Source organism: Actinomycetes bacterium (assembly GCA_036000965.1).
Taxonomy (GTDB): domain Bacteria; phylum Actinomycetota; class CALGFH01; order CALGFH01; family CALGFH01; genus DASYUT01.
Genome location: DASYUT010000300.1, coordinates 1 through 10,285 on the forward strand (window position 1 = coordinate 1; position 10,285 = coordinate 10,285).

Genomic DNA, 10,285 nt, shown 5'->3' on the forward strand with positions numbered 1-10,285 from the left:
TGTGGGAGCCACATGATCCCCGGCACAGCTGGACGGCGGCGCCACACGACCACACCGGCGAGGAAGAGGACGCAGCAGTCCGGGAGCTGCAGCCGGACGGTGTGGAGGTCCATCGGCACGAGTCCCCTGACGAGGAGACCAAGCCGTGAACTGCGCGTCCTCCTAGCACCAGCCAGCACCAACGGGCACACCCCCAAGGAGGGACAGGCATGGGTATCTGGAGCGGTATCGGGTCGTGGGTGACTGGCGGCAGCTTTTTCGACGGCTACCTCGGCGGTGACCCGCGCGACGACATGACCGAGATCGACCGGGCGATCACCCGCAATGAGGTCCGCGGCGACGGCCGCGCCGTCCCGCGGAGCTGGTACGACGCCCGCGACCAGGGCATGCAGCGGTTCGATGATGCGCCACCGGGGTGGGAGTGGTAGCACATGAGACCCGCCCTCGCGCTGCTCACGGTCCTGGCCGCTGGCGCGTGGGCCGTGGGCTGGCCGCGGCGGCGCTCCCGCGCACGCATCCTGCGCAGGATTTACCGGAATTTGGACGAGCTGCTCGGCGTGCGCCGCTTCGAGAACGACCGGCGCGCGACCCTGCGGCACTACTGGAAGCCGTTCCTCGGCCGCGACCTCACCGACCTGCTCTGGCCGGTGCCGCAGCTCGGCGGCGCCGCAGCGCTGCCCCCGACCCGCCGGCAGGCGCGCTACGTCCATGTGCACTGGCCCCCCCAGCCGTGGCCGCGTGCCTGCCGGCGCCACCAGGTACGCGTGGTCACGCTCGGCCCGTGGACCAGCGAAGCCGACATCACGCCGGCGTTCTTCGACAGGGCCGAGCGGAAACTCGCGCAGGCGCTGTCGCTCGAGCACGCGCCGGGGATGTTCGAGCGGGCCGTGGACTGGCCCCGCGACCGGGTCACGCTCACGCTCACCGTGCGCGTGCACGTGCCCGACGACCTGCGCGCGGCCGAGGATCTTGAGGATGCCTGACGGGGTCGTGCGGCTCGGCCGTGCCCTCACCGCGACCCAGGGACCACTGGTGCGCCGCAGCGCACGCGGCATCCTGCACGCCGTGTGGCCCTACGGCCCCGGGTCCGCGCCAATGGCGCTGGTGATCGGCTCGACGGGTGGGGGCAAGACGACCCTGCTGCGCTATATGACGACCCAGCTGCTCCGTGAGCCCGGCCCCAAGACACTCAGCCTCGCCGACGGGAAGGGCGCCGGGTCGTTCCGCATGTTCGCCGACATGCCCGGCGTCGACGTTGTTGCCAACACCCCCGACCAGACCACCGCGATGGTGCACGGCTACCAGGACCTGGTCGAGTGGCGCTACACCGGCCTGTCCGCCGCCCGCGACACCCTCGCCGCCGGCGGGCCGGCCCGGTACGTGCGACCCGGGGCGGCGTGGGCGTTCATCGACGAGTTCATGACCTGGATCCTGTCGGTCCCCGACACCCGCCCCGCGAAGCGCCGCAGCGCCATGATCAGCGCGCTCGTCCGCATCGGCGCCATCGGCCGCGAGGTCAACTGCCGCCTCGTCATCGCCACCCAGCGGCCCGACGCCAAGTCGGTCGACACCGGCCTGCCCGGTGTGCTCAAGGCACAGCTCAAAGCCAGGATCGCCGCGACCGGCGCGATGGGGATGGACTCGGTCGAGGCACGGATGGCGTTCGACGACGACGCCTACGCCCACCGGGTGCCCGACCGGGTCGGCGGCGGGCTGGTCAAGGTCGGCCGGCACGAGGTGCCCTTCGCCGTGCCGTGGATGGCGGACCCGACCTCGCCCGAAACCAGCGACGAGGACCGGGAGGCGGCCTGGCAGCTCCTGCCGCGCCGGCGGGCGGCGCGGGCATGAGCGGCGTCCAGGCGGTTTCTGCCCAACACCACCCCTACGGGGTGGGGAGCGCGAAGCGCCACGCCGAGCGGAGCGGTGCGGTCTGCCCGAACCAGCGGCCGAGCTGGTGGCTGCCGGCCGCGCACCACTGCGCGCTGGACCATGAGCTGCGCCGCTACCCGGGGATCACCTGCCACGACTACTGGCGGCTGTACCACCTGCAGGGTGGCCGGTGCGCGGTCTGCGGCGGCCCGCCGGGCCGCTGGCGGTTCGCGGTCGACCGCGACCACGACACCAACGCGGTCGACGGCCTCACCCACCACCGCTGCAACCGGGCGGTCACCCAGCAGATCCGCCGCTACCTCGCCGACCCGCCCGGGCGTGCCCTCGGCCTGGCGGCGGACCCCGCGGCCGTGGCGCGGCGGGAACGCAGGCAGAGGAGGACCTGACATGGACGACCCCAACGGCCCACGGCTCCCCGCGGTCGAGACCTATGAGCACGACGTCAACCCGATCTGTGGGCACCGGCTCCGGAGCCGGTGCGACGGCTGCGGGACCTGCACGACCTGCGACGGCTGCTACTGCGACGAGGAGTAGGAGACCCAATGCCAGTCCTGCTGTTGATCCTGAACGGCGAGGTGGGGTGACATGCAGCTCCCCAGTGTCCCCAGGCTGATCGCGTTCGCCGCGGTTATCCTGCTGCTCGGCCTCGCGCCTGTGCTCCAGGCGCTCGGGTTCTCGTTCGCCGAGGCGGTCAGCGCCGCCGTCGCGATGTTCCGCAGCGGCCCCGCCGCCCCGTCACCGACGACCCGGCCACCGGCGGCGCTGCTGCCGCTTGTGGAGGCCGCGCTGGCGCGGTACTTCTGACGTGGAGGGGCTGGCGTCGCTGGCCGGCGCGCACGGGTGGTTCCTCGGCGTCATCCTCTACTGCTGCAAACGCCTGCTCAGGGCGGTGCGGCGGCTGCTCGGGTGGGCGTGGCGGTCGGTGCTCGAGCTGGCCGCGTGGCTCGGGTTCCAGGGCAGGCGCGTGCTGATCTTCTTCTTCCTCGTCTACCTCGTCGGGGCCGCCAACTGGATGTTCGGCGGCTGGGCCGCGGCCAGGCTCGCCGCGGTGTTCTTCGTGCTGGCCTGGTCGGCGCCCAAGCGCCGGGCGGTGCGGAACATGAAGGCGCTGCGCAGACTAGACACCACAACGTCGGAGCTTGGCGCTAAACTCGGGAACGCGAAGGTGGTCATGCTGGACGGGGGTGCCGACATGCTCAAGGCTCTGCTTTCTGACCCGGAGACCGACGCGCAGCGGGACCTCGGCGAGCTCGCGGCGAAGGCGCACGCGGCCGTGGGCGACCACATCCCCACCGGGAAGCACCGCCCGGTGGCCCAGCACTACGAGGGGCCGCCCAACCCGTTCCGCCGGCTGCGCCGTGCCCGGGCACGGCGCAGCAAGGACGAGGGCTAGCCCCACCGGAAGCGGGTCCCCTACCCGCTCCCAGCCGGAACAAACCACCGGTACGGCGCGAGTCAGGCGGTTGCCGTAACCGGCCTGGTGCACCTTACCGGCACACGCGCGCCGAGCCGGACCCGGTGCCGCTGGCCAGCCAGGACGCCCAATGTGCCCATGGTGCGTCCTGGCTGGCCGGAGGAAGCACCCGCCGCGGCCAGGGCGTCAGCCCGGCTCCTCGTCGTGCCCCCCACCCGCAAGAAAGTGCGGTAGTCAGCCACGGCGGCGTCCTCAGCTTCGGCCCGGTCGAGGTCCAGGACGGCGACGAGGCGGTCCAGCATCCAGCCGGTCAGTGGCCGCTCGCCGTGGAGGATCCTCCGGACGCCGGTCGCGTCGAGGGTCTTGCCGCTCGGCAAAAACCCGATGGCCACGGCCAGGTTGCCCTGGGACCAGTTCTTCTCCCGCATGGCCCGCTCGACGAGCTGGCCGAACTCCCTGGCCCCCATGTGGCACTCCTTCTCTGTCAGAACCCGTCTGTCTCTAAGCGTACTGGCCGAACACTTCGGGTTCAAGCCATGTAGGAACTTGACAGAGCATAGCCTCTGGCAGTACGGTACAGACCGAAGGGGGCACACCGGTCACCTACCGCAAACGGAAGGGGCGTCTTCGTGCTTGGCGCAAACGTCCGGAAGGCACGCGAAGCGGCAGGCATGACACAGTTCCAGGTCGCCGCCGCCGCCGGGTTCGTCGTCTCGACGATCTCCGACATCGAGCGCGGCGCGACCGACCCGCAGATCTCCACCATCCGCCGGATCGCCCGCGTGCTCGGCGTGACCGCCGCGGACCTGGTCGACGAGGACGAGCCGGTGGAGGTGGCCGGCTGATGGCCGTCACCGCCGCCACCGCCGCGACGGTCCGCGCCCGCGAGGGCAACCGCTGCCAGCTCTGCACCCTCGGCGAGTACGAGGAAGGCCGGGGACGGCTGGTCCTGCACCACAAGCAGGCCAAGAGCGCCGGCGGGACCGCCGACCCCACCCGGGACCTCCCCGGCAACCTGGTCCTGCTGCACGACCGCCAGTGTCACCCCTGGGTCCACGCCCACCCCCGGGAGGCACGGGCACTCGGCCTGCTGGCGTCCCGGCTCGGGACGGTCCGGCCCTCGGCGCTGATCCAGCGGGGGCCGGCGTGAGTGGGCTGGCCGAGACCCTCGGCCGGGTCCTTGAGGCACCGATGCGCAAGCAGCCGCATGCCTGGAGGTGCCCTGACTGCGGCCGGCCGGGCACTGACCTGAAGGAGGCGCACTGCGCCGCCTGCCACCGGCACTTCACGTCCGTGTCGGCGTTCGACGCCCACCAGCGCATCGACCACAAGCCGTGCGGGAAGGCCCCGGAGAACCAGGGCGAGAACCCGCACAAGGTCTGTGACGCCCGCTCCGTCTGCCTCGACCCGGCAACCCTCCACAAGCCCGACGGGTCCCCGGTGCTCGTCCAGGTCGAGACCGCATGCGGCCCCGTCTGGGCGAACCCCGGGATGCCGGCCGAGGCTATCGCCGCGCTCAAGAGGAGCCACGCATGACTGTCACAAGTGTCCCAATGTCACAACGCCTGGACGATGACACTTACCAGGCCGCGCTCGGCCGGCTCCGCGCATACCGCGAGCAGCTCGAGCGGGCCGAGCGGGAGGCAGACCAGGAGAGCCTCGACCGGGCTGCCGACCTCGCCACGGTCTACGCCGACAAGCGCTGGGTGGATGACCTGCCCCCGCTGGTGAAGACCCACAACCGTGGCCGGCCGGTCGAGAAGGACAGCTTCAACCGGTTCACCAAATGGGTGATGGGCGACCCTACGGCCAACATCGGCATCCAGACACGGCACTCCTACCAGCTCCACCGGGCGCACGAGGTCGCGAATTATTTGCGCCCGGCGCAAATAAATCCTGGCAGCTCAGAGAAGGTCCTCCGTCCCCTGTCGAGGCTGCTCAAGGACAACCACGGGGACGAGGCGCCAGACGTGTGGCGCCGTGCCAAGCAGCTTGCCGACGGGGCTCCCCTGACGTTTGACCTCGTCACCCGGGCGCTGCGTGACCACAACAAGGCGTTAGGCCGCACCCCGCCCACCCGCGCGCAGGCCTATCAGGCGCGCACCGTCCGCGACGCGTGGAAGCGCTTGTTCCGGGAGTTCGACTACATCGCCATCAACGCCGACGAGGACCAGCTCAAGGCCGGCCTGGCTGAGTTCCAGCAGCGCCTCGAGGACCTCGAACGCGCACGCACCCAGCCCGCCTAGGAGGCGCCGTGCCACTGACCCGCGTCGAGCAGATCGCCGCCCTGTCCCTGTTCGCCAAGCCCGACCACAAGGAGCTGGCCTGGCTCGTCAGGGAGACCAGGCACCTGACGGCCCCACAGAAGGTCACCGCCCTCGCCGCCCTTGTCTACCTCATGACCGACCCGGGCGACAACGAGGCCCGCGACGCGCTCCTCCCGCTGCTCGCCGACACCTCGAAGATCATCCGCCTCCCGAAGCAGGAGACCGCCTGACCGACCACGACCCGGTCCGCCAACACCAGTGGCGCCCCCAGCCCGCCAAGGAGAGGACGCCACCGATCCAGGGGGAATGCTACATGTCCGACTCTGCCGGTTCCACCACCACTCCCGGCCCGGTCCCCGAGCCCGGCGCGTCCGCGTCCGCCAGCGCCCACCACTTCCTCGCCGGCCGCAGCCTCGACGCGCTCAGGTTCGACCTCTACGAGCTCCCCAGCGTCCCCGGCCGCTACCACCTCAAGGCGGTCGCCGACGAGCGCATGGTGACGGTCGAGACCGCCGCCTCCGGGTCCCTCGGCGAGCTCGAGGCGTTCCTCCGCCGCCACCTAGACCTCATCACCGCGGAGCGGGAGCGCCTGGCCGAGGGAGGCGGGTCGTGACCCCCGGCGTGGTGACCTGCGACTACCCCCTCTGCGACCAGCCCGCGGCCGAGGGCAACAGCATGTGCCCGACCCACCGGAACCGGGTCCTGCACGACCTGCTCGCGCCGCTGCTCGACGAAGGCGGTGCGGCACCGTGACCACCTACGCCGTCGTGGCGTTCCCACCCCCGGTGGTGGCCGGGCCGGCGTGCCCGGACTGCGGCGGCCTCGGCGTCACCGGCGGCCGCTACGAGACGGCCACCGACGGCCCGACGCTCCTGGTCGACGTGTTCTGCCCGACCTGCGGCGGCTGCGGCAGCGCCGGACACGACGACTGCACCGTCCCACACGCCTGGGACGACGACTTCGAACCCGACATCGACGACGTGGACGAGGACGCCTGCCCGTCGTGCCAGGGACGGGAGTGGAACGCCGTCCAGGGCTTCGACCCTGGCACCGACGCCGAGCCGCTCGTGCTGCGGGTGCCGTGCGGCTGCACCGAAGGCCGGGCCACGACATGGACCGAGGCGGCCCCGTGACCCCCGCCCAGCTCGAGCGCCTCAAGGCGTTCCACACCGACCAGCACCACCCCGGCGCCCCCGAGGGCTGCCCCGTGTGCGCCGCCCAGGCCGCCCGGCAGCGCGAGGACGCCAAGGCGCTGCGGGCCGCCCGCGGCCACAACACCGCCCGCGCCATGGACCCGAGGAGGACGAGCTGACATGGGCTACGACATGTACCGCGTGCTCGGCCCCGACGAGCAGGACCTGGCCACCGAGTACGAGGGGCTCCGGGACTGGTGGCAGCGCCCCGGGGAAGCGGCGCAGCGGGCGGCTCTGGCGGACCGGGAGCGGCTCGAGCGGGAGCACGGGACCTACTTCCGGCTGAACATCTTCGGCATGGGCCGCTACCGCGACGCGATGGAACGGCTCGGGATGGTGTTCTGGCCGGTCGAGGAGCCGCAGTTCCCCAAGCACGAGGCGTTCGGCCTGGCCGGCTGTCCCGACGAGGACGCCGGGGACCTCACGCCTGCCGAGCGCGCCTACCTCGACCAGGTGCAGGCTGTCACCGACGGGCCGTGCATGGAGGAGACCCCCGGCATCCCCGGCTACAAGCTCGCCTCCAACGACGGCTGGCTCGTGCGGCCGCTTGAGATCCGCTCGGCGCTCAAGCGCTACCACGACCAGGGCGAGCCGGTGCCCGAGGGCGTGGAGCCTGGCTACTGGGCGCAGTGGGTCGGCTTCCTGGCGCGCTGCGGACGCAGCGGTGGCTTCCGTGTCCGGTAGGAGGCCGGCCCCGTGAGCGCCCGGCTGGTGGAGGCGGTCCTGGCCGGGCCGTGCTCGACCGTCGCCGACCGCCGCACCTACGACCGGCACGCCCGGGGGGGCTGGGTGCTGCGCACGACCGTGCGCTACTGCGACGCCTGCGGCCACCTCGGCCCCGGCGCCCACCACTGCCCCGCACCCGCCGGCCCGGGGAGGCCACGGTGAGCGCGCGGGAGCGGCGGCGCCTGGCCGCCGAGATGTTCCTCGTGAGCCGCGGCTGGCTCGCCGGCGCCGTCACCTTCACCGAGTGGGCCGAGCGCACCGACCTGCTGCTCGCCCTGTTCCGCAAGGAGGCCTGACATGGGCTACGACTCAACCTTCGAGGTCCGCGTCGAGGCCGGCGCGCCGGGCCGGCAGTGGCCCGTCCGCCTCGACCTGCTCGCCCACCGCCTGCACCAGCTCACCGGCTGCGGCTTCGAGACCTACCCACACGACGCCGGGGCCCTGCACACCAGCGGGAAGTGGTACGAGGCGCGGGAACACATGCGGCAGCTCTCTGCCTGGCTCCCCGCTGACGTCGTCGTGTCGCTGACCCGCTACGGCGAAGACGTGGGCGACACCGAGCGCCACTACTACCGCGCGGGCGAGGAGCAGGGCGGCAAGGCCGAGGTCCGCTTCCCGCCCAACCCGTTCGCCCGCAAGGAGACCCCATGAGCTGGACGCCCCCGCCCCCGCCACGCCAGGCCACCGACCGGGGCCACACCCCCGAGTGGGACCCGCCCGCCGGGCTCACCGCTGCGCTGCGCTGGACGTGTGTGTGCGGGGCGGCGGTCCTGGACTACCAGGGCAACGTCTACGGGGGCGCGACCGAGCGGGACTGCCCCGGGACGGGGGCGAAGTAGCCATGCCGATCGCCAACCTCGAACGACGCCTGCGGGAGCTCGGCCGGCTGCGGATGGGCCACAGGGTCGACACCGGCAGGAAGACCAAGCGGGGCGAGCCGGTCACCCACCCCGCGAAGCTGGAGACCTGGCGCCTCACCAGCCCCACCCGGAGCCTGCTGGACGCCGCTGCGGCCCGCTACGGCGGCACCGTCACCGCGTGGGACGGCGCCCCCGCCGGCACCGGCACCCAGTACGAGCTCTACACCGACGCGGGCGCCCTGCACGTCGTGGTCCCGCCCGAGCACGCCCTCACGGCCTGGTACGAGCACTGGTCCGGGGGCGGCTGCCAGCGCCGCTGCGACGGCACCCGGGAGCTGCTCGGTGACGGCCCCTGCGTCTGCGCCGAGGAGTTCGAGGCCGGCGGCGCCAGGGTCTGCAAGCCCACCACCCGCCTGAACGTCCTGCTGCCCGACCTCCCCGGCCTTGGCGTGTGGCGGCTTGAGACCCACGGCTACTACGCCGCGGTGGAGCTGGACGGGATGGTGGCGTTCCTGGGCCACTTCGCCGGGATGCTGCCCGCGCTCCTGAAGATCGAGCAGCGGATCGTGAAGCGTCCGGGGGAGCCGCCCAGGCACTTCGGCGTGCCCGCGCTCGAGCTGGCCGTGCCGCTGGCCGAGGTCGCCGCCCAGACCGGGCAGAGCCCGTTTGCGCTCACCGCGCCGCCCCGGGCGCTGCCACCGCCGGGTGTGGACGGCGACACGGGCGAGGTCACCGCCGGGGAGTTCTACCGGCAGCACGAAGCCGAGCTCGAGTCCGGGCCGCCCGGGTGGGAGTACCCGGCCGACGACTTCGCCGGCGGCCCCGCCGGGGGCGGCGCGGCCCCCCCGCCGTCCCCGGCGGCCTTCCGCGCTGAGCTCGAAGCTGAGCAGCGTGAGGGCGCCGGGCGGCGGCGCCACTTCGAGGCGGCCGTGGCCGCGCAGGCGTCCGGGGCGGGCGAGCGCGAGCCCGCCAGTCACGCGGAGAGCGCGGACGGGGAAGTGGCGGGCGACGTCCGCGACGACCCCGCCCCGGACAGCGTGCCCCCCCAGCCCGGTGCCGACTTCCCTCGGGCTGGGGGGGCTGCCACCGCCGTGCGCGTCTCCGACCTCGCCAAGGCATGCAACCGGCGGATCGCCGACGCCCGGGAGCGGCTCGAGCGCGCCGGCTTCGCGGGCGTCACGGGCGCGTCCGTCCTCTCGGGCGACGCGCTGGCGGCGGCCCGCAAGGCCCTGGCCTCCGGCGGTGACGGGCCGTGACCCAGATCGACCTGGACGCCGTGGCGGAGTACGTCCAGGAGCGCGTGTGGCCAGCCTACGAGGCCGCTGAGGACTGGCAGGCGGCCAACGAGCACACCTGCGACCCGCGCTGCGCGGCGGTCGAGGAGATTCCCGACCTGACCTCCGACACGAGCGTTCTCGTCACCGAGCTGCGCCTGCACGACCTCGCCGTCCGGGAGCTGCTGGAGTGGGCCAGGCGGTCCCACCGTGGCGACCCGGCCCTGCGCGCCGAGGAGTTCTACCGCGCCACCGAGTTCGCCCAGCGGGTCCTGGACGGCCAGGAGGAGGCCGCCGCGCTGGCCACCCCGCCCGGGCGGGGCTACGACACCGCCGGCCTGCTCGAAGCCGCCGTCAACCACATCAACGAGCGCCTGAACAAGCTCCCCTGGACCGGGACGGGCGTCGACCCCGGCAAGGTCGACAAGACCGAGCTCGTCCTGGTGCTTGAGCATGTCGCGTCGGTCCTCGACCCCGAAGACCTCGGCCTGAAACCCGGCGCTCCCAGCCGCCTCGCCAGGCTCGAAGCCCTGGCCGACGCCCTGGCGGCCAGCGACCCGGCCGCGCTCAACAGCCGCGAGGACGGCGTCTGCGCACTCTGCCGCGCCGAGGACAACGACGGCAGCGGCCAGTACGTCGACCTGGCCGACCCAGCCGTCCA

General features: G+C 73.0%; 24 protein-coding genes. 23 read left to right on the forward strand and 1 reads right to left on the reverse strand.

Translation table 11 applies throughout. From position 1 onward, the window contains the following. The first annotated feature begins 209 nt into the window (after positions 1-209). Genes VG276_26390 through VG276_26420 form a run of 7 tightly spaced genes read left to right on the forward strand, consistent with a single transcriptional unit; the run spans position 210 to position 3,283 of the window. Positions 210-428, forward strand: a complete 219-nt coding sequence (locus tag VG276_26390; GenBank protein HEV8652819.1) for a hypothetical protein — start codon at positions 210-212, stop codon at positions 426-428. Positions 429-431: 3 nt separating this feature from the next. After that, complete coding sequence (locus VG276_26395) at positions 432-983, forward strand: hypothetical protein (GenBank protein HEV8652820.1); 552 nt, start codon at positions 432-434, stop codon at positions 981-983. Continuing rightward, positions 976-1,848 (forward strand): hypothetical protein, encoded by an 873-nt coding sequence (locus VG276_26400; GenBank protein ID HEV8652821.1) that lies wholly within the window; start codon positions 976-978, stop codon positions 1,846-1,848. The genes VG276_26395 and VG276_26400 overlap by 8 nt, the downstream gene beginning before the upstream one ends. Beyond that, positions 1,845-2,276 carry an endonuclease domain-containing protein gene (locus VG276_26405; protein HEV8652822.1) on the forward strand — a complete coding sequence of 144 codons (432 nt, stop codon included), beginning with the start codon at positions 1,845-1,847 and terminating at the stop codon, positions 2,274-2,276. Before VG276_26400 ends, VG276_26405 begins: the two co-directional genes overlap by 4 nt. A gap of 1 nt (position 2,277) precedes the next feature. Next, positions 2,278-2,424 carry a hypothetical protein gene (locus VG276_26410; protein HEV8652823.1) on the forward strand — a complete coding sequence of 49 codons (147 nt, stop codon included), beginning with the start codon at positions 2,278-2,280 and terminating at the stop codon, positions 2,422-2,424. Positions 2,425-2,475: 51 nt separating this feature from the next. Next, positions 2,476-2,694: a hypothetical protein gene (locus VG276_26415; GenBank protein ID HEV8652824.1), complete on the forward strand. Its 219-nt coding sequence runs from the start codon at positions 2,476-2,478 to the stop codon at positions 2,692-2,694. A 1-nt stretch (position 2,695) separates the two neighbouring features. Further along, a complete protein-coding gene (locus tag VG276_26420; protein ID HEV8652825.1) occupies positions 2,696-3,283 on the forward strand; it encodes a hypothetical protein in 588 nt (195 codons plus the stop codon). A gap of 62 nt (positions 3,284-3,345) precedes the next feature. On the opposite strand, the gene VG276_26425 is transcribed toward VG276_26420, so the two are convergent. Further along, the gene (locus VG276_26425) at positions 3,346-3,771 is read right to left on the reverse strand and encodes a hypothetical protein (GenBank protein ID HEV8652826.1); all 426 of its coding nucleotides are present in this window, start codon (positions 3,769-3,771) and stop codon (positions 3,346-3,348) included. A 162-nt stretch (positions 3,772-3,933) separates the two neighbouring features. Between VG276_26425 and VG276_26430 the strand changes: the two genes are divergently transcribed. The 16 genes from VG276_26430 to VG276_26505 all read left to right on the forward strand — a co-directional run. Then, a complete protein-coding gene (locus VG276_26430; protein ID HEV8652827.1) occupies positions 3,934-4,149 on the forward strand; it encodes a helix-turn-helix transcriptional regulator in 216 nt (71 codons plus the stop codon). Continuing rightward, complete coding sequence (locus VG276_26435) at positions 4,149-4,454, forward strand: hypothetical protein (protein HEV8652828.1); 306 nt, start codon at positions 4,149-4,151, stop codon at positions 4,452-4,454. Before VG276_26430 ends, VG276_26435 begins: the two co-directional genes overlap by 1 nt. Next, on the forward strand, positions 4,451-4,840 hold the full coding sequence (locus tag VG276_26440) for a hypothetical protein (protein HEV8652829.1): 390 nt from the start codon (positions 4,451-4,453) through the stop codon (positions 4,838-4,840). Before VG276_26435 ends, VG276_26440 begins: the two co-directional genes overlap by 4 nt. Beyond that, entirely contained in the window at positions 4,837-5,550 is a 714-nt protein-coding gene (locus VG276_26445) for a hypothetical protein (GenBank protein ID HEV8652830.1), read from the forward strand. Before VG276_26440 ends, VG276_26445 begins: the two co-directional genes overlap by 4 nt. An 8-nt stretch (positions 5,551-5,558) precedes the next feature. After that, positions 5,559-5,801 (forward strand): hypothetical protein, encoded by a 243-nt coding sequence (locus VG276_26450; GenBank protein ID HEV8652831.1) that lies wholly within the window; start codon positions 5,559-5,561, stop codon positions 5,799-5,801. Positions 5,802-5,884: 83 nt separating this feature from the next. Next, positions 5,885-6,184 carry a hypothetical protein gene (locus tag VG276_26455; GenBank protein ID HEV8652832.1) on the forward strand — a complete coding sequence of 100 codons (300 nt, stop codon included), beginning with the start codon at positions 5,885-5,887 and terminating at the stop codon, positions 6,182-6,184. Then, positions 6,181-6,324: a hypothetical protein gene (locus VG276_26460; GenBank protein ID HEV8652833.1), complete on the forward strand. Its 144-nt coding sequence runs from the start codon at positions 6,181-6,183 to the stop codon at positions 6,322-6,324. Before VG276_26455 ends, VG276_26460 begins: the two co-directional genes overlap by 4 nt. After that, the gene (locus VG276_26465) at positions 6,321-6,704 is read left to right on the forward strand and encodes a hypothetical protein (GenBank protein HEV8652834.1); all 384 of its coding nucleotides are present in this window, start codon (positions 6,321-6,323) and stop codon (positions 6,702-6,704) included. The genes VG276_26460 and VG276_26465 overlap by 4 nt, the downstream gene beginning before the upstream one ends. Continuing rightward, positions 6,701-6,883, forward strand: a complete 183-nt coding sequence (locus VG276_26470; protein HEV8652835.1) for a hypothetical protein — start codon at positions 6,701-6,703, stop codon at positions 6,881-6,883. Before VG276_26465 ends, VG276_26470 begins: the two co-directional genes overlap by 4 nt. A gap of 1 nt (position 6,884) precedes the next feature. Then, a complete protein-coding gene (locus VG276_26475) occupies positions 6,885-7,448 on the forward strand; it encodes a hypothetical protein (protein ID HEV8652836.1) in 564 nt (187 codons plus the stop codon). 12 nt (positions 7,449-7,460) lie between these two features. Further along, positions 7,461-7,652 carry a hypothetical protein gene (locus VG276_26480; GenBank protein HEV8652837.1) on the forward strand — a complete coding sequence of 64 codons (192 nt, stop codon included), beginning with the start codon at positions 7,461-7,463 and terminating at the stop codon, positions 7,650-7,652. After that, the gene (locus VG276_26485; protein ID HEV8652838.1) at positions 7,649-7,786 is read left to right on the forward strand and encodes a hypothetical protein; all 138 of its coding nucleotides are present in this window, start codon (positions 7,649-7,651) and stop codon (positions 7,784-7,786) included. Before VG276_26480 ends, VG276_26485 begins: the two co-directional genes overlap by 4 nt. Before the next feature lies 1 nt (position 7,787). Further along, positions 7,788-8,141 (forward strand): hypothetical protein, encoded by a 354-nt coding sequence (locus tag VG276_26490; protein HEV8652839.1) that lies wholly within the window; start codon positions 7,788-7,790, stop codon positions 8,139-8,141. Then, positions 8,138-8,329: a hypothetical protein gene (locus tag VG276_26495; GenBank protein ID HEV8652840.1), complete on the forward strand. Its 192-nt coding sequence runs from the start codon at positions 8,138-8,140 to the stop codon at positions 8,327-8,329. Before VG276_26490 ends, VG276_26495 begins: the two co-directional genes overlap by 4 nt. 2 nt (positions 8,330-8,331) lie before the next feature. Next, a complete protein-coding gene (locus VG276_26500) occupies positions 8,332-9,606 on the forward strand; it encodes a hypothetical protein (GenBank protein ID HEV8652841.1) in 1,275 nt (424 codons plus the stop codon). Continuing rightward, the coding region (locus VG276_26505; GenBank protein HEV8652842.1) for a hypothetical protein at positions 9,603-10,285 on the forward strand (683 nt) is incomplete at its 3' end. The genes VG276_26500 and VG276_26505, both read left to right, overlap by 4 nt.